23 protein-coding genes are annotated in these 21,235 nt (G+C 61.7%); 2 read left to right on the forward strand and 21 right to left on the reverse strand.

Going from position 1 to position 21,235, the window contains the following annotated elements; translation table 11 throughout:
- Nucleotide 1: 1 nt before the first annotated feature.
- Nucleotides 2–1,228 carry an MFS transporter gene (locus JIO00_RS02060; protein ID WP_442793947.1) on the reverse strand — a complete coding sequence of 409 codons (1,227 nt, stop codon included), beginning with the start codon at nt 1,226–1,228 and terminating at the stop codon, nt 2–4.
- 166 nt (nt 1,229–1,394) lie between these two features.
- On the opposite strand from JIO00_RS02060, the gene JIO00_RS02065 reads away from it, so the two are divergent.
- Both JIO00_RS02065 and JIO00_RS02070 read left to right on the forward strand, forming a co-directional pair.
- The gene (locus JIO00_RS02065; protein WP_083375224.1) at nt 1,395–2,291 is read left to right on the forward strand and encodes a LysR family transcriptional regulator; all 897 of its coding nucleotides are present in this window, start codon (nt 1,395–1,397) and stop codon (nt 2,289–2,291) included.
- Between the two features lie 86 nt (nt 2,292–2,377).
- Complete coding sequence (locus tag JIO00_RS02070) at nt 2,378–2,761, forward strand: type II toxin-antitoxin system PemK/MazF family toxin (protein WP_083375223.1); 384 nt, start codon at nt 2,378–2,380, stop codon at nt 2,759–2,761.
- Between the two features lie 216 nt (nt 2,762–2,977).
- Here the strand turns inward: JIO00_RS02070 and JIO00_RS02075 are convergent, their stop codons facing one another.
- From JIO00_RS02075 to JIO00_RS02170, 20 genes are read right to left on the reverse strand one after another with little or no spacing between them, the layout of a single operon-like run.
- The gene (locus JIO00_RS02075) at nt 2,978–3,799 is read right to left on the reverse strand and encodes a hypothetical protein (RefSeq protein ID WP_083375222.1); all 822 of its coding nucleotides are present in this window, start codon (nt 3,797–3,799) and stop codon (nt 2,978–2,980) included.
- A 27-nt stretch (nt 3,800–3,826) separates the two neighbouring features.
- Nucleotides 3,827–5,053 (reverse strand): beta-ketoacyl-ACP synthase, encoded by a 1,227-nt coding sequence (locus JIO00_RS02080; RefSeq protein ID WP_010464400.1) that lies wholly within the window; start codon nt 5,051–5,053, stop codon nt 3,827–3,829.
- On the reverse strand, nt 5,053–5,781 hold the full coding sequence (gene fabG / locus JIO00_RS02085) for a 3-oxoacyl-ACP reductase FabG (protein WP_010464399.1): 729 nt from the start codon (nt 5,779–5,781) through the stop codon (nt 5,053–5,055). The genes JIO00_RS02080 and fabG overlap by 1 nt, the downstream gene beginning before the upstream one ends.
- Nucleotides 5,774–6,238, reverse strand: coding sequence for a hotdog family protein (locus tag JIO00_RS02090; protein WP_010464396.1), 465 nt, complete (start codon nt 6,236–6,238; stop codon nt 5,774–5,776). The genes fabG and JIO00_RS02090 overlap by 8 nt, the downstream gene beginning before the upstream one ends.
- Entirely contained in the window at nt 6,235–7,431 is a 1,197-nt protein-coding gene (locus JIO00_RS02095; protein ID WP_200667513.1) for a beta-ketoacyl-[acyl-carrier-protein] synthase family protein, read from the reverse strand. The genes JIO00_RS02090 and JIO00_RS02095 overlap by 4 nt, the downstream gene beginning before the upstream one ends.
- Entirely contained in the window at nt 7,428–7,910 is a 483-nt protein-coding gene (locus JIO00_RS02100) for a hypothetical protein (protein ID WP_154502718.1), read from the reverse strand. The genes JIO00_RS02095 and JIO00_RS02100 overlap by 4 nt, the downstream gene beginning before the upstream one ends.
- A complete protein-coding gene (locus JIO00_RS02105; protein ID WP_154911974.1) occupies nt 7,907–9,154 on the reverse strand; it encodes an NAD(P)/FAD-dependent oxidoreductase in 1,248 nt (415 codons plus the stop codon). Before JIO00_RS02105 ends, JIO00_RS02100 begins: the two co-directional genes overlap by 4 nt.
- A complete protein-coding gene (locus JIO00_RS02110; RefSeq protein WP_200667515.1) occupies nt 9,141–10,301 on the reverse strand; it encodes a sodium:proton antiporter in 1,161 nt (386 codons plus the stop codon). Before JIO00_RS02110 ends, JIO00_RS02105 begins: the two co-directional genes overlap by 14 nt.
- Complete coding sequence (locus JIO00_RS02115) at nt 10,298–12,637, reverse strand: MMPL family transporter (RefSeq protein WP_200667517.1); 2,340 nt, start codon at nt 12,635–12,637, stop codon at nt 10,298–10,300. The genes JIO00_RS02110 and JIO00_RS02115 overlap by 4 nt, the downstream gene beginning before the upstream one ends.
- A complete protein-coding gene (locus tag JIO00_RS02120; RefSeq protein WP_200667519.1) occupies nt 12,621–13,223 on the reverse strand; it encodes an outer membrane lipoprotein carrier protein LolA in 603 nt (200 codons plus the stop codon). Before JIO00_RS02120 ends, JIO00_RS02115 begins: the two co-directional genes overlap by 17 nt.
- Complete coding sequence (locus JIO00_RS02125; protein WP_010464383.1) at nt 13,220–13,645, reverse strand: acyl-CoA thioesterase; 426 nt, start codon at nt 13,643–13,645, stop codon at nt 13,220–13,222. Before JIO00_RS02125 ends, JIO00_RS02120 begins: the two co-directional genes overlap by 4 nt.
- Nucleotides 13,638–15,182, reverse strand: coding sequence for an HAL/PAL/TAL family ammonia-lyase (locus JIO00_RS02130; RefSeq protein WP_083375215.1), 1,545 nt, complete (start codon nt 15,180–15,182; stop codon nt 13,638–13,640). Before JIO00_RS02130 ends, JIO00_RS02125 begins: the two co-directional genes overlap by 8 nt.
- Nucleotides 15,163–16,110 carry an LpxL/LpxP family acyltransferase gene (locus JIO00_RS02135; RefSeq protein ID WP_010464379.1) on the reverse strand — a complete coding sequence of 316 codons (948 nt, stop codon included), beginning with the start codon at nt 16,108–16,110 and terminating at the stop codon, nt 15,163–15,165. The genes JIO00_RS02130 and JIO00_RS02135 overlap by 20 nt, the downstream gene beginning before the upstream one ends.
- Nucleotides 16,107–16,841, reverse strand: a complete 735-nt coding sequence (locus JIO00_RS02140) for a glycosyltransferase family 2 protein (RefSeq protein WP_102593635.1) — start codon at nt 16,839–16,841, stop codon at nt 16,107–16,109. The genes JIO00_RS02135 and JIO00_RS02140 overlap by 4 nt, the downstream gene beginning before the upstream one ends.
- The gene (locus JIO00_RS02145) at nt 16,834–18,516 is read right to left on the reverse strand and encodes an acyl-CoA synthetase family protein (RefSeq protein ID WP_200667521.1); all 1,683 of its coding nucleotides are present in this window, start codon (nt 18,514–18,516) and stop codon (nt 16,834–16,836) included. Before JIO00_RS02145 ends, JIO00_RS02140 begins: the two co-directional genes overlap by 8 nt.
- Nucleotides 18,513–19,058, reverse strand: a complete 546-nt coding sequence (locus JIO00_RS02150; RefSeq protein WP_010464373.1) for a membrane protein — start codon at nt 19,056–19,058, stop codon at nt 18,513–18,515. The genes JIO00_RS02145 and JIO00_RS02150 overlap by 4 nt, the downstream gene beginning before the upstream one ends.
- On the reverse strand, nt 19,055–19,309 hold the full coding sequence (locus JIO00_RS02155; RefSeq protein WP_007992314.1) for an acyl carrier protein: 255 nt from the start codon (nt 19,307–19,309) through the stop codon (nt 19,055–19,057). Before JIO00_RS02155 ends, JIO00_RS02150 begins: the two co-directional genes overlap by 4 nt.
- A 9-nt stretch (nt 19,310–19,318) precedes the next feature.
- Nucleotides 19,319–19,579: a phosphopantetheine-binding protein gene (locus JIO00_RS02160; protein WP_008149626.1), complete on the reverse strand. Its 261-nt coding sequence runs from the start codon at nt 19,577–19,579 to the stop codon at nt 19,319–19,321.
- Nucleotides 19,560–20,369, reverse strand: a complete 810-nt coding sequence (locus tag JIO00_RS02165) for a lysophospholipid acyltransferase family protein (protein WP_010464361.1) — start codon at nt 20,367–20,369, stop codon at nt 19,560–19,562. Before JIO00_RS02165 ends, JIO00_RS02160 begins: the two co-directional genes overlap by 20 nt.
- Nucleotides 20,345–21,070 (reverse strand): beta-ketoacyl synthase chain length factor, encoded by a 726-nt coding sequence (locus JIO00_RS02170; RefSeq protein ID WP_200667523.1) that lies wholly within the window; start codon nt 21,068–21,070, stop codon nt 20,345–20,347. Before JIO00_RS02170 ends, JIO00_RS02165 begins: the two co-directional genes overlap by 25 nt.
- Nucleotides 21,071–21,235 lie beyond the last annotated feature (165 nt).

Here is a 21,235-nt window from a genome sequence, read left to right on the forward strand (position 1 = left end):
GTCAGGCTTTGACTCCGCCCAACGGCGGTAACTTCGCCAGCTTCAACGCCACCAGCAGCGCAATCACCAGCAACGCACCAATGAACAACCCGATCCCGTTCCACCCGCCCAGGTGCCAGAACACCCCGCCCGCGGTCCCTGCAATACTCGACCCGGCGTAATAGCTGAACAGGTACAGCGACGAAGCCTGCCCCTTGGCTTTCACCGCTCGCCGCCCTATCCAACTGCTGGCCACGGAATGCGCGCCAAAGAAGCCGAAGGTGAAGATCAACATGCCGATAATCACCAACGGCAGCGGCGTGAACATGGTCAGCGCAAGGCCTGCGAGCATCAGCACAATCGTCGCCCACAGCACTTTGCGCCGGCCCAGTTGGTCGGCCAATGAGCCGATTTTTGCCGAGCTGTAGATGCCCGACAGGTACACCACCGACAGCAGACCGACGAAGACCTGGTCCATGTGGTACGGCTCGGCCAGCAAGCGATAGCCGATGTAGTTGAATAGGGTGACAAACGCACCCATCAGCACGAAAGCTTCAAGGAACAGCAGCGGCAGGCCAGCGTCGCGAAAGTGCATGGTGAAGCCATCGAGCAGACTGCGCGGGTGCAGCGAGCGGGGGCGGAAGTTGCGTGATTCGGGGAGAATTTTCCAGAACACCGTCGCCGCGATCAGCGCCAGCCCGCCAATCACCAGCATTGCCGTGTGCCAGCTGACGAAGTCGATCAACACGCCGGTGATCAAGCGGCCGCTCATCCCGCCAATCGCATTGCCGGCGATGTACAAACCCATCGCCAGCCCGATGTGCTGCGGGTGGATCTCTTCGCTCAGATACGTCATGGCGACCGCCGCCAGGCCGCTCAACGACAAGCCGATCAACGCACGCATCACCAGCACGCCTTGCCAGCTCGGCATCATCGCGCTGGCCATGGTGCACAGTGCGGCGGCGAACAAGGCCGCGACCATCACCGGTTTGCGTCCGACACGGTCGGAGATCGGGCCGGTGATCAACAAGCCAATGGCGAGCATGCCGGTGGCCACCGAGAGGATCAGGCTGCTCTGCGCCGCATTGATCGAATACTCGTGGGACAGCAGCGGCATCATCGGCTGTACGCAGTAGAGCAGGGCGAAGGTCGCAAAGCCGCCGGAGAACAGCGCCAGTACCGTGCGCATGAACATCGGCGTGCCTTTCTCGATGTAGATCTCTTTCAATTCGCCGACAACATCGTCCACCGAGGTGGGCGGAACTTCGTGGGCAAGGGGGGCGACAGCAGTTTTCACTTCGGACCTCGGAGGGCGCAGCCGGTCAGGCAATGAAAAAAGCATATAGCTGCCTAATGATTCAATCCAATATATTGTTCGACCTGTTTGATAGGTTTTACGACCTAATGGAGTTTTCATGGAATTGCGTCACCTGCGCTACTTCATCGCCGTCGCCGAAGAATTGCACTTCGGCCGCGCCGCTCAGGTGCTGGGGATCTCGCAACCGCCGCTGAGCCAGCAGATTCAGGCGCTGGAACAGGAAGTCGGAGCACGGCTGTTCGAGAGAACCAATCGTCGGGTCGAGCTTAGCGAGGCCGGTCGGCTGTTTCTGGAAGAAGCGCGACTGGTGCTGGCGCAGGTGGACAAAGCGGCCGACGTGGCACGGCGTGCGCAGCTGGGTGAGTTGGGCGAACTGAAAATTGGTTTCACCTCATCGGCGCCGTTCAACTCGACCATTCCCCAGGCGATTTTCTCGTTCCGCCAGCGTTTCCCGGCGGTGCATTTGAATCTGCGGGAGATGAGCAGCACCCAAGTGGCCGACGCGCTGGTCGATGAGTCGATCGAAGTCGGCATCATGCGACCGCTTGGGCTGCCGGATTCCCTCAGCGTCGTGGAGTTGATGCGTGAGCCGCTGGTCGCGGTGCTCAGCTCCAAACATCCGCTAGTGAACGACAGCGAAGAGGGTTTGTTCCTCTCGGCATTGGCCCTCGAACCGTTCGTTTTCTTCCCACGCAGCTATGGCAGCGGCCTGTATGCACAGTTGCTCAGCCTGGCCCGCGATGCCGGTTTCAGCCCGCACTTCGCGCAAGAGGCAGGCGAGGCAATGACCATTATCGGGTTGGTGGCGGCGGGGCTGGGCGTGTCGGTGCTGCCGGCCTCTTATCAGCGGATGCGCATTGACGGCGTGGTCTACCGGCCGTTGCTTGATCCGGAAGCGGTGTCGGCTGTGTGGCTGGTGCAGCGCAAGGACCAGAAGTCGCCGATGGCCAAGGCGTTTGTGGATTTGTTGACGAGGAAGGTTGAGGGGACTTGAGCGCAGGGACACTTAAAGTAACGGATCCTGTTTAGTGATTTGCGCGATTGTTGAGCAAAATCGATTTCTTTCGATGAGTGCCATGGATGCCACTTCTATATCAACCGAAGGAAGGCAGTGTGCTGATTTGTGATTTCAGGGGGTATGAAATCCCCGAAATGATCAAAGTCAGACCTGTTGTCGTGATACGAAAACACAAAACCAACAGCTTACTGGTGACAGTTGTGCCGCTCAGTACTACCGCTCCGGATCGCATACTTGATCACCACCTGGAACTTCAAAGTCATCTACAGGGTGCCAGTCCTGTTTGCTGGGCGAAATGCGATATGGTTGCGACAGTAAGCCTCTCCAGGCTGGACCGGATCAAAAGTCGAGACCGACATGGAAAGCGTGTTTATGTTATTTCACACCTTGAAACAGATGAGTTTTACGCAATCAAAGTCGCGGTACGTAGTGCGCTTGGCCTGTGATGGCATCGGAAGTGGCGCAGTCAGGCGAATGGCCAGTCGTTGCCCTTGATCCTGTTTCGGGCAATACTCCCCCCGTTCCCGTAAGGGGCTTGTGAGACTCTGAGGATCCTGGGCAACCAGCCATCGCAGAGCCAGACAGGTACAGGGCGATGACAAGCCGACCTGTTTGTGAAGGGGCGCCGAAAGGCGCCCTTTGTCGTTCTCGAGGTGCTCGCCTCAGTCAACCCGTACCAGATCCCCGCGCAACGCCACCCCGGACACCACGGCCTTGAGCGCTTCCAGCCCAGGTATTTCCTCGTCGTCACTGCACTGGTATTTCCCGGTGTCCTGGCTCAGGTCGCGCTTGTTGATGCCGGCGATGTTGATCACGGCGTTAGCACCAGCCTTCTTGGCCTTGCTTTGCAACGTCGCCAAGGTCGATTGCAACGCCCAGTAGCAGGTGTCTTCAGCGGATTTGTCTTCGTTGTCGTCGGCTCTTCGGCTGCTGCTCACCGCCTTCAGTTTGTGCACCTGGGTCGGCAGTGCTTCTCCCGCCAGGTAGAACTTGACGCTGCCATCCAGCAGACCAACTTCGGTGGCGCGTTTCACGCCTTCCTGAAAGTCCTGGTAGGTGGGTTCGTAGGCGCCTTGCGAGGCGAAGACTTGATCAGCGTCCGGGTCGGTGGCCAGTTGTTTGACCACGTCGTCGCGCAGGTAATTGATCCAGCGGTTGTAGGTGCCGTGGATCCTGCCGTCCTTGTAGTCCAGGCCGCGGCTGTCGCGGTAGTCCATTTCGAACGAGGTGGAGGTATAGGGAATGTCGATTTCGGCGTGGTGCCGGTCGCGCACGGTGATTGCCGCTTTGATCATGCCGGGGCGCGCCGACTGCACGATCCATTGGCGCTCGATCAGTGCGGTGACGATGGCGCGGCTCATCCGATCGTCGCTCAGGCCCTTGTCGCCGGGAAAGTGTTCCTTGGCGGTGTACACCGGGCTGGTGCAGCCGCTCAGCGCAACAGCCATGGTGAATACTGCGCCGATGCGCTGAAACAGAGTCATTCCCCTCACTCCAGACGTTTTTTCAGATCAGTGCCAGCGACGGAAAATCAGCGAAGTGTTGACGCCACCAAACGCAAAATTGTTGTTCATCACGTACTCATTACTCATCTGGCGGAACTCGCCGCGCAGGTAGTCGAGCTTGCCGCAGTGCGGATCGACCTCGTCGAGGTTGAACGTGTGCACGTACAGGTCGCGGTTCATCATTTCGATGCTGAACCAGGATTCCAGCGCACCGCAGGCGCCCAAGGTGTGCCCGAGGAAGCTCTTCTGCGAACTGATCGGCATGTGCTCGCCGAACAACGCGCTGGTGGCCAGTGTTTCGGCAATGTCGCCCTGCTCTGTCGCTGTGCCGTGGCCGTTTACGTAGCCGATGTCTGACGGTTGCAGCCCGGCGTCTTCCAGCGCCAGTTCCATGGCCCGGCGCATGGTGACTTGCTCTGGGCGGGTGGTGTGCTGGCCGTCGGCGTTGCTGCCGAAACCGACGAGTTCGGCATGGATGTGCGCGCCGCGTGCCAACGCATGTTCAAGCTCTTCGAGCACCAGCATGCCGCCGCCCTCACCGATCACCAGGCCATCGCGGTCTTTGTCATACGGACGTGGGCTGGTTTGCGGGGCGTCGTTTTTCAGGCTGGTGGCGTAGAGTGCGTCGAAGACCATGGCTTCGGTGGGGCACAGTTCTTCAGCACCGCCGGCGAGCATCAGCGGCAGGCGCCCGAATTTGATCGACTCGTAGGCGTAGCCGATGCCCTGGCTGCCGCTGGTGCAGGCGCTGGACGTCGGGATCAGCCGGCCGGTGAGGCCGAAGAAGATGCTGATGTTCGCCGCAGTGGTGTGCGGCATCATCCGCACGTAGGAGTTGGCATTAAGGCCCTCCGCCACCGAGTTGAGCAGCATATTGCCGAACGCCTTGATCTCGTCGGTGCTGCCGGTGGAGGAGCCGCAGGCGACGCCCATGCGCCCATCCTTGATGATCGGGTTACCCAACAGTCCGGCATCGGCCAGCGCCTGCTCCGACGCGCCGACCGCCAGGCGCGAGACTCGGCCCATGCTGCGCAGCTGCTTGCGGGTCCAGTGGCTCGGGACTTTGAAGTCGTCGATAGGCCCGGCCAGGCGCGTGTTGAGTTCGGTGAACCGATCCCACTCGTCCATCCGGCGTATGCCGCTGCGGTTGGCCGCGAAGTTGCCAGCGATGGTCTCCCAGTCGCTGCCCAGTGAAGTGATGCCGGCCATGCCGGTGACGACGACGCGCTTCATCAGCACAGGCCTCCGTTGACGGCCAGAACCTGCCGGGTGATGTACGACGCTTCCGCCGACATCAGGAAATTCACCGCGCCGGCCACCTCTTGCGGAGTGCCCATGCGTTGTGCGGGGATCATTTTCATCAGTTCTTCCACCGGCACGTTTTCGTCGAGCATGGCCGTGTCGATCAGGCCGGGTGCGACACAGTTGACGGTGATTTTGCGCTTGCCCAGTTCGATCGCCAACGCTTTCGCCGCGCCGATCAAACCGGCCTTGGAGGCGCTGTAGTTGACCTGGCCACGGTTACCGATCAACCCGGAAACCGAGGTGATGCAGACAATCCGCCCGGCCGCGCGACGCCGAATCATCGGCATCATCACCGGGTGCAGCACGTTGTAGAAACCGTCGAGGTTGGTGCGCATCACCACATCCCAATCATCCTCGCTCAGCGCCGGAAAAGCACCGTCACGCGTCAGGCCGGCGTTCAGCACTACGCCGTAATAGGCGCCATGAGCTTCCACGTCGGCTTCGAGGATGGCCTTGCAGCTGGCGCGATCTGAGACGTCGAACTGCAAAACGCGAGCATTGCGTCCCAGCGCCTGGATTTCGCCCTGGACGGCGATGGCGTCGGCCAGGCCGCTGCGGCAATGCAGCACGATGTCGTGCCCGGCCTGGGCCAGACGCAACGCAATGGCACGGCCGATACCACGGCTGGAACCGGTGACCAGTACGGATTCAGTCATGGCTGGCTCCTTGGGATTCATGAAGGTATTGAGCGGCCTGAGGCGGGCGGAACACGTTCAGGCGGGCGGTGGCGTGAATGCCGGGGGCGTTGATGTGGCATTCGAACACGCCCATGCCGTTGTCGTCTTCCAGCGAGCGCAGTCCATGGATGGTCAGCTCGGTGCCCGCGGGGAAGTGCTCCACGTTGCATTCGAATTTCCGGGTGCCGAGCAGAAAACCCAGCGCCACCGCATCACCGCGCTGGCGCGCATGGCAACCGGCGTAGGCGGCAACACTCTGGGCCATCAGTTCGATACCGACCCACGCCGGCAGGCTGCCGTCGGGACGATTGAACAGGCCCCCGGGCTTGACGGTGAGGCGGGTGTGAATCTGCTCGTCATCGAACGCCAGGATCTGCTCGATGAGGATCATGTCGCCAGCGTGCGGCAGCAGCTCGGCGAGCGGCCAGTCAATCATGGGGCATCTCCGATAATCAGGCTGACGTTGTTGCCACCGAAGGCAAAGGAATTGCTCATCAGGTAGCGAGGTGCAATGGACGTCAGGCGATGGTCCGGGGTCACCCACTGCAAGGCCGGCAAGTCGGGGTCGGGCTGACCGTCCCACACGTGGGGCGGCAGGAGGTTTTCCCGATTGTTCGTGCTCAGGCTCAACCAGCAGAACGCCGCTTCCAGGGCGCCGGCCGCGCCGAGCGTGTGTCCGGTCATCGGCTTGGTGGAGGAGCAGGGCACGCCGTGCGGGAACAGGGCCGAGACCGCCAGGCTTTCCATCGCGTCGTTGTGTTGGGTCGCGGTGCCGTGCAGGTTCAGGTAGCCGATTTGCTCGGGCTGCACCTTCGCGTGGTTCAGGGCTTTGCTCATCGCTTGCAGGGCGCCCCGGCCGGTCGGTTCCGGCGCCGAGATATGGTGCGCATCGGAACTGGCGCCGCTCCCGAGCAGGGCAATCGGTTGGCTCGCGCCGGCTTTTTTGCTCATCAGAAACAGCACGGCGGCTTCGCCGATATTGATGCCGTTGCGGTTGGCCGAAAACGGATTGCAGCGCTGCTCGGACACCGCTTCCAGGGCCGAAAAGCCGTTGAGGGTCAGTTTGCACAAACTGTCGACGCCGCCGCACAGTACGGCATCGCACACACCCAGATCGAGCAGCCGCTGGGCACTCATCAGCGCCCGGGCGCTGGAGGTGCAAGCCGTGGAGATCACATACGCCGGGCCGCTCAATTGCAGCCAGTCGGCGAGGAAGTTGGCCGGCGCGCCGAGTTCCTGCTGCTGATAATCGTAGTCGGCAGGGAATTCATGTTCGCGAATGTAATGGGCCAGGCCACGGCTGGCTTCATCGATGCCGGAAGTGCTGGTGCCGAGGATCACGCCGATTCGATCGCGGCCGTAAGTCTGGATCACTTGATCAATGTCATCGCGAATTTGCAGCGCGGCTTCCAGCAGCAGTTGGTTGTTGCGGCTGCTTTGCTCGGCCAGTTCCGGCGGGATCGGCGCCAGCTCACCACGCACCGCCGCCACTGGCAACGACCGCTCCGGCACCCAGCCGGATTCGCTGCGCATGCCGGAGCAATCGCCAGCAAACAGGTTGCGGGCGACTTCCTGTTTGTCGCGACCCAGGGCGCAGATCACCCCGAGAGCATTCAGGTAAGCGGTCATGGCGTCTCCCCGCTCAAGGGCGTTACCAGGTACTTCGGACCTTTAGGCAGGTTCAACTCAAATCTCAGTGGCGGCGAGTAACGTACGTCCCAGCGAGTGGGCAGGGAACGTTGGGAGCCGTGTTGCCAGGCCTCGGGGTAGTTGGCCTGCAATTCGTCTTGCGGGGTCAACGCGAACAGTAACGCTGCGAACAATTCCCGGGCTTCCGGATTCGGCGGCAGCAGGCCGTCAGCTTGCCACTGGCCATCGATCAGTTTCTGGCGTGCCTGCGGAATGCCCAACAAATCCATCATCGACCAGCGAATGCCCGGGCCTTCGCGCGCAATTACTAACACCCAGTCCTGACGCTGATCAGCCAGCAAGCGCTGAATGTGCAGTTGCTGCGGCAGCGGCAGGTTTTCGGTTTGCCCGGGCAGCGGCGCCTGGCTGGCGCAAGCGCTCAGCAGCAGGAGGCAACCCAGAAGCAGGTAACGGATCATGTGGCATCTCTAGCGCAAAGTTCCGACAGCACGCGCAGCCGACGCTTGGGTTCGCTGACGAACGGATTACGCTCGTCCCAGGCATAACCGGCGAGGATTGCACTGATCATACGGCGGATATCCGCTGAGCTGCCTGGATGATAAATCACATCCTGGAAAGTCCCGGCGTACCAGCCTTCGACGTAGCAGCGGAACGTGTCGACGCCGCGCTTGAGCGGTGCGGCGAACTCGGTCTGCCAGTCGACGCTTTCACCTTGCAGCTGGCGATGCAACACGCCGGCGGCCATGCTGGCCGAGCGCATGGCGATGGTCACGCCGGAGGAGAACACCGGATCGAGGAATTCTGCCGCGTTGCCGAGCAACGCAAAGCCCGGACCGTGCAAGGTTTTGACGTTGGCCGAGTAGCCGCCGATGGTGCGGGCTGGCGTGTCCCAGACCGCGTTTTCCAGGACACAGGCCAGGCTTGGAGTTTCAGCGATGAAGCCGCGCAGGCACTCGTCCAGGTTGTCCATGCGGCCTTCGAAGTGCTCGGCGGCAGCGACCACGCCCACCGAGCAGCGACCGTTGCTGAACGGAATGGTCCAGAACCAGATGTCGCGATGGGTCGGATGGGTGGTGATAAGGATTTTTTCCCGTTCGAAGGTCGGGCTGTCGATATGGTCTTCGATGTGGGTGAACACCGCCTGGCGCACCGGGAAATTCGACGGTGCTTCAAGGTCCAGCAAGCGTGGCAACACGCGGCCGTAGCCGCTGGCATCCATTACAAAATCAGCTTCGACGCGGTACTGGCTGCCATCCTCACGAAGCACATCGAGCTGCGGCTTGGGCAGGTCGAAATCGGCACTGACGATGGCTTCGCCATAACGAACGTCGACGCCTTGCAGCGCGGCCTGATCGGCCAGCAGTTTGTCGAAATCGGCGCGCTGGACCTGGAAGGTGGTCGGCTTGCCGTTGCTGAACGTGTCGCCGAAATCAAAGGCGCTGTAGTGCTCGCCCCAGGCGAACGCGGCGCCGTTTTTCATCTGGAACCCGGCGGCGTTCACGGCGTCGAGCATGCCGGCTTCTTCGACGAAATCCAGGCAGTGCGACAACAGGCTTTCACCGATGGAAAACCGTGGAAAATGCTGGCGTTCAATCATCAGCACGTCGTGGCCTTTGCGCTTGAGCAGCGCGGCGGCAATGGCGCCCGAAGGACCCGCGCCAATGACAACAACCTGGCGACGTTCCATTTCAACTGTTGGCACGGGGGCTCCTTGCCGGGGCGGCGATATTCAAAGGGGATTGGTGCATGCCGGCAAGTGCCGGCAGCAGTGTGGCGATCAGGCCCATCACCATCAGCGCGAAGTACAACGCCGGGCTGATGAGCTGTTGTTGCAGCAGCAGGTTGAGAAAGACGATCTCGCTCAAACCGCGAATATTGAGCAGCAGGCTTTCGCGCCAGCGACTGGCGCCTTCAAATGAAGCGCCGGCCCAGCCGAGACCGAGCCAGTTACCCAGCAGTTTGCTGGCAATCGGCAACAGCAGCAGCGCCGCCAACTGCACCCAGCCGAGACTGGCCATGGCGGCGTGGACATTGATCTGCACGATACCGAAGGTGAGGATCAGCGGGATGGCGATCCAGGTTTGCAAACGGTTCATCCAGATCGCCGGCAACGGCAACACCAGCGGCATTTTCAGCGCGGCCATGCACAGCAGATAACCGATGCCGAAAATCAGAGCATTGAGCTTGAAGTGTTCGGCGACCACCAGCAGCGCAAAAAAGCAGCCGCTGTGCAGTAGCGGTTGGCGCAAACCCAGCAAATGCAGAAGCACCGGAAGGCAGGCGCCGACCAGCGGCAGCAGCAGACTGCTCAGGTGCAGACTGCCTTGGGCGAAGCCGAACAGGGTCCAGCATGCCAGGTCGATGAGGATCGCGGTTTGCACCAGCCGCCGGGTTGCGGCGGGCGGGTAATTGATGTGTCGCAGGTAGAGGTACAACACCGGGATCGCGGTGATGGCGAACACCAGGCCCACTGCCAATGAACTGATCCACGGCTGTGCGGGTAACAACCAGACCGCAGTCGCCACACCGCAGACAAATGGAATGCAAAAACTCGGCAGGGCGATTTTCAGGCTCTGGCGATCGAGTCGCAGGTCGATCACATCGCTGAGGATGTTTCCCAGCAACAAGGCAAAACCGAGGCTGTAGAGGTTTTTCAGCCATACCGGCGAGATCAGCTCGGCGCCGCTGAGTTGCCAGCCCGGCTCGATCCAGAAGTACATCAGCAGCGGTAGACCGAAGGTCGCCAGCAGCAACTGACTGACGATCGGGATCAGGCCGAAGTGACGACCCACACGGGTGGCCACGGCGAACATCGTCAGGGCCATCAGCCAAAACAGGGCGATCATCATGCGGCTGGCTCCACGACGGCGGCGGCATGCACTTGGCGTCCGGCCCAGGGCGCAAGGATGAAACTGAACGCCAGCCCGAGGCTCACGGACAGGCCGAAGTTGCTCACCGCCGGTGTGCTGGACACGGCCAGCAAACCGAATGACAGCCATGTGGTCACCGCTGCCAGCAAGGTGCCCAGCAGGCTCACGGCGGCGCCGCCGACCTGTTCGCGCATGAGGATTGCGTAATCGACGCTGATCGCCGTCACCAGTAACAGGCCGAACAGGCTGAACAGGGTCAGGGGTTGGCCCATCCAGCCGAGGCTGGCCAGGCTGCACAGCGCGGCCAGCAAGGGCAGTGAGACGATGCGCAACGCACCACCGAAGCCAAACGGCAGGATCAGCACCAGCACGATCAACACGCAGGAGGCGAGTTTGAGCTGCGCCGCGCTGATCTGTGTCGCGGCGAAAACGCTGTTCAGTTCACCGAGACGGTCGACCAGTTCGACCCCCGGCAAGTCCAGCGCCTGAATGCGCAACAGCGAAGGATTATTCAGGCCTTGCAGGCTGACCATCGCCGCCACGCCTTCATCGGTCGGCCCCAGCCATAGGGTGCGATAAGGTTCCGCCAGCGGACCGACCAGCGAGGCGTCGATGTCTTCGGCGGGCAGCGCCAGCAACGTTGCAAGCTCCGCTTGCAGCGCTTCTGCCGGCACGCCGAGGTCGAGCAAGGGTTGCCAGAACTGCGGCAACTTGCTCAACGCTTCGCGCACTTTGTGCTGCTCGCTCGGCTGGCTGACCAGTTGATTTAGAGACAGGTAACCCTGGAGTTTTTCCAGGTTGACCAACTGATCCAGGCGCTCGCTCAGTGCAGTCTGGCGTTCGAGCAGTTCCTGTTGATTGGCCGCGCGCACCAGGAAGAACTGGCTGGTCGGCTGATAGCCGGTGATGCGCGCAATGGCCTGGGCTTCGTCGGTCAATTGCTGCGGTGCGCCGATCCACTGGCGGATATCGTTTTTGCTTTCCAGTTGCAACAGGCCGCCGACGCAGAAGGCAATCAGCAGTGCGAATAACACGGGCGTACTGACGTGTTTGAGCAGCGCTTCGCGCAGGTTCAGCAAACACTCGCAGATACGCAGCGGCCAATGCGCCGGACGCAGGTTCACGCCCTTGAGCAACGCTGGCAGCAGGCACACGGCCGACAAGTAGGCGCCGAGCAGGCCGGCGGCGGAGAACACGGCAATCTGGGTCAGGGCCGGGAAAGGCGTCCAGGCCAGGGCCAGGTAGCCGATGCAACTGGTGATCAGGCTCAGCGTCAGGCCCGGCAGGGTCAGGCGTAACGCCGGCCAGCTGTTCCAGGGTTTCAGGCTCCAGCTTTTCGACAGGTAATGCAGCGGGTAATCGACGGCCACGCCGATCAGGCTCGAGCCCAGCACCAGCGTCATCACATGCATGTGTCCGAACAGCGCCACACACGCCACCGCACCAAACAGCATGCCCACCAGCACTGGAACGAAAGCGAGCAAGACACGCCAGCGCCGGAAGGCCAGCAACAGCAGCAACAAAATGCCCACGGTGGCACCGCCGCCGACCCATGTCATTTCGCGGGTGGCTTGTTGCTGACCGTTGGCCGCGTACAGCAGACCGCTGGCAGCGAGCAGTTGCACGTCGGCCTGGGCGGCTTCTTTTCGGCTGCGTTCAAGCAGGTCAGCCACTTGCAGCGGCAGGCTCATGTCGAAGGCATTGCCGGTGGTTTTTGCCCGCAGCAACACCCAGCTCTTGCCGTCGGCATCGGCGACCAGCGCTCCGCTGCCGATGTCCAGTTGCACGGCGCCGTGTTGTGGTTGGCTGTTCTGGATGCGCCCGGTCAGGCCCAGCCAGTCATCCTGGCTCGGCACCAGGCTGAAACCGGTGAACGGGTCGAACAGCGCTTGCACCCGCTGCTGGATAAAGGCGTCGGGGTGTTCGATCAACTGCTGCCGATCCATCGCCGAAAGCATCGACAGCCGGCCTTGCAGCAATTGCGTGCGCAGCGCCGGCAAGTCGGCTTGCAGGTTCCACTGAACCTTCTCGAACAAACCGCTGGCCTGCCACTGCTCGCCGAGTTTCTGCGCCATGGCAATGGCTTGCGGGCGATCTTTATGGCCTACCAGCACCAGCATTTCCCGGTTCAACGGTTCTTGTATGCGTTGTTCGGCACGCAGTTCCAGCGCGTCCGGCGCCGTGCCCGGCACCAGTTCCATCAGGTTGGCCGACAGCGGTGCACCGTCGCGCCATTGCCAACCGGCGAGCGCAAGCACCGCCAACAGCAGGATCAGAAACAGCCACGGAAGTCTGCGTTCACTCGGCAAAGTCATGTTGCTCCGCGTCGCTCAACGGTTGGGTGCTGGTGCTGTCCTGCATGCGCAAAAGGGTGCTGTCGCCCTGGGTTTCCAGCAGCTCGATGCTGTTCACCAATTCGCTGCCGGTGATGTTGATCTGATTGAACACCTGCTTGAGCAGCATTGAGCGCGGGATCAGCGTCAGTTTCCAGTTCTGTGCGTCGCCGCTCAAAGACAATTCGAAGTCCCGTTGCAGACCGCTGCTGTCACCTTGCAACACGGCGAGGAACAAGCGGTTCTGCTCGGCGCCGGCGCTCTTGCCCGGGAGCATTTGCCAGCCGCTGGCGTCGCGGCGGGCGATGCCTTTGTTGGTGATGCGGTAATCCTGTTGCAGCGGGGTTTTCAACAACCAGAGCAATCCGTGGTTTTTAGCGAGGATAAAAGTGCCCTTGCTGGTCAGCGGCTGGGGCAATGCGCGCAGGTGTTTTTCCTGGATGAAATGGCCGTGGATCACATCAGGCTTGGCCAGTTGATCGCTCAACTGCTGCAAATCGAAGGCATGAGCCATCGATGACAGCCCGAGCAACGCCAACGCACCGAGGTATTTGAAAAACGGGGTCATGCGAGCATCCTTTCTACGGCATCGGTGAAGATCTTCGGTGAGGCCAGCTGCATCTCGCGGCTGCTCATGTCGACAGCGACCTGTACGGAACTGGCGCGGGTCAAACGCTCACCGGTTTTCACATCGCTGATCAGGTAATTGATCTTCAGACGGTTCTCCCACTCCACCAGATTGGCCCGCACGTTCAGCTTTTGACCGAACACGGCGCCGCGCACATAGCGCAATTGCAGGTCGATCACCGGCCAGGCATAACCCGACTCGACCATGGCGGTGTAGTTGTGACCGATCTTGTCCAGCAGCGCACAACGGGCGACTTCCAGGTATTTGACGTAATGGCCGTGCCAGACCACGTTCATGGTGTCGACGTCAAAGAACGGCACGAGGATTTCCGTATCGGTGTGAAGCACTCCCTTGCTACGCATGCAGCCTCCAGTGTTGCTTGGCGATACGTTTCAGGCACAGGCGCAATTCGCCTTCCAGCGCGCGATCTTCGATGACCGGCGGGAAGTCTTTGGCCAGCTCTTCGTGCATGGCCGCCAGGGCTGGCGGTAACGGGCGCGCGTCCTCGGCTTTGCTGCGCAGCCAAACACCCTGGTTGGCGGCGAGCAAGGTGGCGGCGGCGACCTGTTCGGTCAGCTCCAGCACACGGATCGCATCGCGGGCGGCAATGGTGCCCATGCTCACCTTGTCCTGGTTGTGGCACTCGGTGGAGCGCGAGAAGACGCTGGCCGGCATGGTGTTTTTCAGCGCTTCGGCGGTCCAGGCGCTGGTGCCGATCTGCACCGCCTTGAAGCCGTGATTGAGCATCGCGCGGTCAGCCGTGGCGCCGGAAAGGTTGCTTGGCAAGCCATGGTTGTAACGCTCGTCCACCAGCAGGGCGAGTTGCCGGTCCAGCAGATCGGCCACGTTGGCCACCAGGTTTTTCAGGCTGTCCATGGCGAACGCAATATGCCCGCCGTAGAAGTGCCCGCCGTGCAGCACGCGTTCGGCTTCGGCGTCGATGATCGGGTTGTCGTTGGCGCTGTTGAGTTCGATCTCGATGAACGAACGCAGCCAGTTCAGGCTGTCGGCCAGGACGCCGAGGACATGCGGCGCGCAGCGCAGTGAATAGCGGTCTTGCAGGCGGTGCAGCGGTGCGGTCGGCGCATCGATTGCCAGATCCTTGCGCAACCACGCGGCGACTTGCATCTGCCCCGGATGCGGTTTGGCGGCGAACAGGCGCTCGTCGAAGTGCTCGGGATTGCCTTGCAGCGCGACCACGTTCAGCGCGGTGATACGGGTCGCCAGTTGCAGCAGGTAATCGGCGCGGGCGTAGGCCAGGCAGGCGAGGCCGGTCATCACGGCGGTGCCGTTCATCAGCGCCAACGCTTCTTTCGGGCGCAGCACCAGCGGTGTCCAGCCCAGTTCGCGATGGACGTCGGCGGCTTGTCGGCGCTCGCCCCGGAACATTACTTCGCGCTCGCCGGACAAGGTTGCGGCGACGTACGACAGCGGCGTCAGATCACCGCTGGCGCCCACCGACCCTTCTTCCGGGATCAGCGGCAGGATGTCGTGTTCGAGGAAGGCCTGGAGACGCTCCAGCAGTTCCACGCGCACCCCGGACACGCCGTGGCACAACGACTGCAAACGCGCCGCCAATACAGCCCGAGTGGCCTGGGCGTCGAGCAGTTTGCCCAGTCCGCAGCCGTGGAAGGTGTACAGATGACGGGGCAATGCCTCGACGTGATGCAGCGGCACCGCGACCACGCACGAGTCGCCGTAACCGGTGGTCACGCCATAGATCACGCCTTCCTTGTCCAGCAGGGAATCGAGAAATCGCGCGCCCTTGGCGATGCGCTCACGGTACGCAGGGTCGCTTTGCAACTGCGTCGGCACCTGACGGTTGGCCGCGGCCAGCACGTCTTCGATGCGCAAAGGGAGTTCGCCGAAGGTTACCGGCTCAAGCGTTGGCGTCGTCATCGGTCTTCCAGAAAGGGTAAAAGTTGAACCATTGTTGGGGCGCTTCAAGGCAATAGTGACCCAGGCGTTCGGCGTAGCGGGAAGCCCACTGATGAATGACCTGCTCGCGGTCGCTGCGTTTCCACACTACGGCCTCGGCAAACGGTTCGAGGGTCACGCGATATTGGCCCGTCGGTTTCTTCAGGCACATCAGCAAATTGATCGGGCATTTCAGCAAGCCGGCCAGCAGCCACGGCCCCTGGGGCAATGCAGCCTGATGACCGAGGAAGTCCACGGTCACGCTGCGCCCGCCATGCAGCGGCACGCGGTCGCCGGCAATCGCCAGCCACTCGCCACGCTCCAGTCGTTCATGCAGTTGCAGCATGATCACCGGGTCCAGTTCACTGACCTGAATCAGCCGCAGATTGGTCGCGCCGGCCTCGCCCAGTAATCGGTTGAACTGCTCGGCGTGCTTGGTGTGCACCAGCACATTCATGGTGACCTTCTCGCCGATCTCCGCGAGTGCGCGGCAGACTTCGAGATTGCCCAGGTGCGCGCCCACCAGCATCTGCCCGCGAGTGCCACGCAGCTGACTGCGCAGCAGCGCCGGGTCGACGATTTCGATGTGATCGATGCTCAACTTTCCGTTCCATACGTCGAGTTTGTCGAGCATCGAATCGGCGAAGGCCATGAACTGGCTGAACACTCGCCAGTGGGTCGGTCGCAATTGCGGGCGTGCGCTCCAGTCCGCGAGGCGTTGCTGGTATTGCCAGGCACTGCGGCGGGCACTGCGACCGAACAGGAAAAAGTACAGGACGATGCCGTACAGCAACGGACTCAGCAGCCGTCGGCCCAGCACTTTGGCGCAGAGCGCGGTGAATTTCATCAGCCAGAAGCTGCCGCGCTCCTGGCGGTCGGCCCAGTGCTGTTTGTCTGCGTTACTGCTCATGCTCGCCACCGTCGCCAGAGGATCACCGGGGCCCGCAGCAACATGCCGAAGAACAGCCGGGTGTGCATGCTCGAAATCAGCACATTGTCGTGGAACATACGGAAATGCGAGACACCGTCCAGCGGGTAATGGACCTTGGTCGGCAGCCACTGCATCGGCTGATTGCGCCAGGCCAGGCGCACGAGGATGTCCGAGTCGAAATCCATGCGCTTGCCGATCTTCGCCGAGTCGATCAGTGCCAGGGTCGGCGGCAACGGGTAGACGCGGAAACCGCACATGGAATCGCGGATCTGCAAGGAAAGCGTGTTGATCCAGACCATGACGTGGGTCAGGTAGCGGGCGTACAGACGGCCCTTCGGCACGCTGGCGTCGTATTGCGGATAGCCGCAGATCACCGCGTCGGGATGAGCGCGCGATTGTGCGATGAAGGTCGTGACATCCTGCAGGTCGTGCTGGCCGTCGGCGTCCACCTGCAAGGCATGGCTGAAACCCAGGCGCGAGGCTTCGCGCAGGCCGGTCATGACCGCGCCGCCCTTGCCTTGATTGGCGGCGAGGCGGATCAGGTTGACCATTTCACGCTGGGCCAGTTGGTCGAGCACCCTGGCGCAGGATGGATCGCTGGCATCGTCCACCAGAATGCACGGCAGGCCACTGGCGATCAGCGCGTCGACCACCGTGGTGATCGCGGTTTCGTGGTTGTAGACCGGGATGATTGCGCATGGTTTATACATCACCTGCAACCTCCAGCAGAATCCGCCCACTGGAGCAGGTCGCGGTTTCATTGCGGTAGGCGAAATACAATTTGCCGCGTTCCGGATCGAAGCGCAGGTGCAGTTGGACTTCATCGCCGGGGCGCACCAGTTGCTGGAACTTCAGCACTTCCATGCCAGCGAATTTAGCCGGCAGGTCCATCAATTGCTGGCCGAGGCTCAGCGCCCAATCCACCTGCACCACACCGGGCAATACCGGCGTTTGCGGGAAGTGTCCGCTGAAGTAGGCGAGGTCCGGCGGAACGGCCAGTTGCAGGCTCCATTCGCCATCGACCTCGACTTGTTCCAACACTTCCGGCGCTTTCGGGCGGGGGGCCAACAGCAAGGCTTCGACGTCGGCTTGAGGCAGTTTGCCTTGAGCGTTCAGGGGCAATTGCCGCAGTAACCGCCAGCGTCTTGGCAGGGCCAGGGCTTCGCAGTGCTGGCTCAAGTGCTGACGCAATTCTTGCGTGACGGTGCGTCGGCCCTGATTGCGCAAGGCATGCAGGCCGGCGTCGGTCAGCACCAGCAGCGCGCCCAGCGAGGCGCGGTTTTCCCGGACCACGCCGAGGCGTGCTTCTGCGACCCAGTCATGCTCCATCAACGCCTTTTCCAGCATCGGCAGCGAGATACGTTTTTCTTCCAGTTTGACGATCCGGTCCAGCCGTCCGAGCAGTTCGAATCGGCCGTCGGCAGCGATTCTGGCGGCATCAGCGGTGTTTTCAATATGACCGGCGGGCAAGTAGGGAGAGGCGATCAGCAGCGCGCCCTCGCTGTCCTGACTCAGTTCGACTTCAGCAAACGGCTGCCAGAGATCGTGACCCTGACGCCAGGCGATGCCACCGGTTTCCGAGCTGCCAAGGATTTCCGTCGGCCATTGCTGCAAGCGATCGTAGAGGCTTTGCGCAGCCTCGGCCGGTAGCGCTCCACCCGAGGAAAACACCCGGCGAACCGCGCTCAAGGCCGGCCAGTCGAGGTTGTCGCCCATGCGCTTGAGCAGCGCCGGGCTGGCGACCCAGGCAAACGCCATGTGTTCGCGACTGGCTCGCTGCAAGTCTTCCGGGAAGGCCAGTTGCTTGCGCACAAACGAGCGCCCGGCACACAGCGGCCACAGCACCCGAAACAGCAGGCCGTAGATGTGTTGGGCGGCGACGCTGCCGATGATGCACGCCTGGCCCAGATCGGCACCCCAGAGCTGCTCCAGCGCCTGCACTTCATTGGCTATCTGGCGCAGGGTCTTGTCGATGCGCTTGGGTTCGCCGCTGGAACCGGACGTGCACAGGCTCAGGCGACAGGCGTCCAGATCCAGTGCGGCGTGGGGCAGGGGCGGTTGCCGATAGTCGGTGAGGTGCGCGTCATCGGCCAGGTCGGTCAGCCACAGATCGACTTCGCTCGACCAGCGTTGGCGAGTCTGCGGTTGCAGGTCGGCAGGCAGCAGCACACTAACCCCGGCACGCCAGGCGCCGAGCAGGGCAATCGCCAGGTCAGCAGCATCTTCAAGGTGCACGGCGATGCGCTGCACGCCTTGGGATTGCAGGCCGGCTGCCAGGCTTAGCGCCTGTTCGCACAGCTGTGCGTGATTCAACGCCGGTTCTGCCGTAACGGCACGCTCCGGCTGTGCCTTGAGCAACAGCTGCTCAAGTGATATCCAATTCATGGGTGGCCTCGTACCCGTTGTCGTATGAGCCATTCAATGGCAAACAGCAGGCCCATCAATCCATAGGAAATCAGGCCGGTGTACAACATCCACCAACTCAGCGGCGCCCACAGGGTCAAGGCGGCGGCAAGCAAACCGTTACAGAGGAAAAACACACACCAGACGACGGTCACCTGGCGGGTGTAAACAATCGCCTTGGGCGGCAAGTGCGGCTCACGCAGGCGCGCCAGGCGCTCAACCATCGGCGGCCCGATTTTCAGGCTCAGGCCAAACAGCCCCAGCATGAAAGCGCTGATCAGCACCGGGTACCAACGCAGCAACAACGGGCTGTCGAACAGCGCCAGCAACAGGCAAAAGCCGATCGCAGTGAGCGCCATCCACAGGCTGCCGGGGCGACGGGGACCCAGCAGCGCCCGCGCCAGCCACAGGCTGCCCAGCAGCAGACCGAACTGCCACGGAGCAAAGTGTTCCATGCCGAAATACACCGCAAAGGGGTACAACAGGCCCGCCAGCAGCAGGCCAAGGCCGATCAGTCGACTCATGCGGCCGGTTGAACCAGACGGTAGACCGCCTCGACCACGTCACTGACGGTGCGCACCGATTTGAATTCTTCGGCGGCGATTTTCTTGCCGGTCTGACGCTTGATGTGATCAATCAGGTCGACGGCGTCGATGCTGTCGATTTCCAGATCCTGATACAGGTTGGATTCGAGGCTCACGCGCTCAGGGTCCAGCTCGAAGAGTTCTACCAAGGCATCGCGCAGGGTGTTGAAAATGTCATCACGAGTTTGCATGGTCCGGTCTCAAGCTGCCTGTTTTGCGGTGACGAACGCCGCAAGGCTCGCCACGTTGCTGAAGTGATTGCGGGTGTCCTTGGCGTCGGCGTCGATTTTGATGCCGTACTTTTTCTGGATGGCCAGGCCGAGTTCCAGGGCGTCTACCGAATCCAGGCCCAGGCCTTCGCCGAACAGCGTCTGGTCATCGCCGATGTCTTGTGCGCTGATGTCTTCAAGGCCCAGGGCGTCGATGATCAGTTCTTTGATTTCACGGTGTAGATCGCTCATCTTCGGCGAGCTCCTTAATAAAGTAAGAGTGCAAATAATCGTTGAGCTTGCGCGAAGCCTGAGGTGCAGGGCCACATGAAGCAAAGGCTTGTGGGTCTATATCGGCCCCGACACGGAAACTGAAGTGCACGCGACGTTTCGGGATGCGATACCAGGGTTCGGCCTTGGTCAATGTGGTCGGACTGACCTTAATAATCACCGGGGTCAGGATTCTCGCACCGCGCAGGGCGATTGCCGCGCCCCCCCGATGAAAGGCTGGCGGTTCGCCCGGCTGGGTGCGTGTGCCTTCGGGAAAGATGATCAGCGTCTGACCGCTTTTCAGTGCGTCAGCCGCGGCGTCGAGCATGTCCATGCTGCCGTCGTTGCTGATGTAGTCGGTGCGGCGTAGCGGGCCGCGGGTGAACGGGTTCTCCCAGAGGCTGTTTTTGACCACGCAGTTGGCGTGACGCACCAGGCCGATCAGAAATACCACGTCGATCAGCGACGGGTGATTGGCCATGATCATCTGGCCCGGGCGACCGAGTTTTTCCGCGCCCTGGATGTCATAAGTCAGTACCCCGGTACGGGCCATGAACCGGACGAAAAACCAAAAGCAGCGACTGACGGTTTGCCGTGCCCGTAACCGATGGGTCTGCGCATCGCCGGGCAGGCAGCCCAGCAACGGGAACACCACCAGCCGCAGGCACAGCCCGCCCAACCCGAACAGGGTGAAGCTTGCGGCAGTCGCCAGCAGACGCCAGTAATAGGCGTCGCGGTTTTTTTCGCTTACAGGTTGCGTTGCCAGGTCCATACACGATTTTTCCAGGCATGTTGGCAGGTAGTCTGCTGGCCGAGTAGGGTACGCAAGAGATTCAGGGCATGGGGCCAGTGGGCGTTGGACAACGTATCTGAAGTGCTGTTCAGGGACAGCTGCCAGTCGGTACCCGGTGTCAGCAACAGGCCAACTGCGTAGGGGAACGGCACGTCGTCGATCCAGGCCGAGTAGGCTTCGGGCGGTATTTCTTCAGTGACGATCAGCAGCACGGCAGGCGCGCCTTCGGAAAGTAGCGCCGCGGCCTCTAGCATGCCGTTTTCAAGGCCGTCACCCGCGGCGGCAAGGGCGGTCATCTCGCTGGTTTCACCGCGCATGATCGACCACAGGCCAATGACCGCGTTGTGCACCGACAAGCTGAATTGAGTTGGCGACAACGGTTGCCCGGCTGCCAGATCACTCAGGATCTCGAAGGTACGGGGTGTTTCGCCATGACGGGAAATAAAGACCAGCGGTAGGTCTTGGCGACCATCGGCCAGGGGCCAGCCGACGCTGAACGCCATCCGCGCCAGGCGACTGAGCCGTCGGCGCTGCATGGCGGGCAGAAAAGACACGTCGGGGGCGGCATCGCTGCTCTGAAGCACGACCGGTTGTCGGCTCCAGACCTGCCAATCGTCCACGCTTTCGAGCCCAGGGGCCCACGCGCGCCATTGGGCGATGTTGAAATTGATCACAGCCATTCATCCCGCCCCTGCGGGCTTTCTTGACACGGCGAATCGCAAAAAAAAGCGAACGGCCATACGTGGCGCTTAGCGCCGAGTGGCGCGCATTATCCCGTTGCGACGGGCGTGTAGCAAATGATGGTTACATTTTGCTCAGTGAAACGTACTGGTTGGTCCGTGAAA

Origin of the sequence: Pseudomonas sp. SW-3 (assembly GCF_016615645.1) — a bacterium.
In the GTDB taxonomy this organism is placed as follows: domain Bacteria; phylum Pseudomonadota; class Gammaproteobacteria; order Pseudomonadales; family Pseudomonadaceae; genus Aquipseudomonas; species Aquipseudomonas mandelii.

Excerpts from the sequence above, each read along its gene's own strand:
- JIO00_RS02065 (WP_083375224.1), top strand. The coding sequence starts at position 1,395 with ATGGAATTGCGTCACCTGCGCTACTTCATCGCCGTCGCCGAAGAATTG.
- JIO00_RS02070 (WP_083375223.1), top strand. The coding sequence starts at position 2,378 with ATGCCACTTCTATATCAACCGAAGGAAGGCAGTGTGCTGATTTGTGAT.
- JIO00_RS02075 (WP_083375222.1), bottom strand. The coding sequence starts at position 3,799 with ATGACTCTGTTTCAGCGCATCGGCGCAGTATTCACCATGGCTGTTGCG.
- JIO00_RS02080 (WP_010464400.1), bottom strand. The coding sequence starts at position 5,053 with ATGAAGCGCGTCGTCGTCACCGGCATGGCCGGCATCACTTCACTGGGC.
- fabG (WP_010464399.1), bottom strand. The coding sequence starts at position 5,781 with ATGACTGAATCCGTACTGGTCACCGGTTCCAGCCGTGGTATCGGCCGT.
- JIO00_RS02090 (WP_010464396.1), bottom strand. The coding sequence starts at position 6,238 with ATGATTGACTGGCCGCTCGCCGAGCTGCTGCCGCACGCTGGCGACATG.
- JIO00_RS02095 (WP_200667513.1), bottom strand. The coding sequence starts at position 7,431 with ATGACCGCTTACCTGAATGCTCTCGGGGTGATCTGCGCCCTGGGTCGC.
- JIO00_RS02100 (WP_154502718.1), bottom strand. The coding sequence starts at position 7,910 with ATGATCCGTTACCTGCTTCTGGGTTGCCTCCTGCTGCTGAGCGCTTGC.
- JIO00_RS02110 (WP_200667515.1), bottom strand. The coding sequence starts at position 10,301 with ATGATGATCGCCCTGTTTTGGCTGATGGCCCTGACGATGTTCGCCGTG.
- JIO00_RS02115 (WP_200667517.1), bottom strand. The coding sequence starts at position 12,637 with ATGACTTTGCCGAGTGAACGCAGACTTCCGTGGCTGTTTCTGATCCTG.
- JIO00_RS02120 (WP_200667519.1), bottom strand. The coding sequence starts at position 13,223 with ATGACCCCGTTTTTCAAATACCTCGGTGCGTTGGCGTTGCTCGGGCTG.
- JIO00_RS02125 (WP_010464383.1), bottom strand. The coding sequence starts at position 13,645 with ATGCGTAGCAAGGGAGTGCTTCACACCGATACGGAAATCCTCGTGCCG.
- JIO00_RS02130 (WP_083375215.1), bottom strand. The coding sequence starts at position 15,182 with ATGACGACGCCAACGCTTGAGCCGGTAACCTTCGGCGAACTCCCTTTG.
- JIO00_RS02135 (WP_010464379.1), bottom strand. The coding sequence starts at position 16,110 with ATGAGCAGTAACGCAGACAAACAGCACTGGGCCGACCGCCAGGAGCGC.
- JIO00_RS02140 (WP_102593635.1), bottom strand. The coding sequence starts at position 16,841 with ATGTATAAACCATGCGCAATCATCCCGGTCTACAACCACGAAACCGCG.
- JIO00_RS02145 (WP_200667521.1), bottom strand. The coding sequence starts at position 18,516 with ATGAATTGGATATCACTTGAGCAGCTGTTGCTCAAGGCACAGCCGGAG.
- JIO00_RS02150 (WP_010464373.1), bottom strand. The coding sequence starts at position 19,058 with ATGAGTCGACTGATCGGCCTTGGCCTGCTGCTGGCGGGCCTGTTGTAC.
- JIO00_RS02155 (WP_007992314.1), bottom strand. The coding sequence starts at position 19,309 with ATGCAAACTCGTGATGACATTTTCAACACCCTGCGCGATGCCTTGGTA.
- JIO00_RS02160 (WP_008149626.1), bottom strand. The coding sequence starts at position 19,579 with ATGAGCGATCTACACCGTGAAATCAAAGAACTGATCATCGACGCCCTG.
- JIO00_RS02165 (WP_010464361.1), bottom strand. The coding sequence starts at position 20,369 with ATGGACCTGGCAACGCAACCTGTAAGCGAAAAAAACCGCGACGCCTAT.
- JIO00_RS02170 (WP_200667523.1), bottom strand. The coding sequence starts at position 21,070 with ATGGCTGTGATCAATTTCAACATCGCCCAATGGCGCGCGTGGGCCCCT.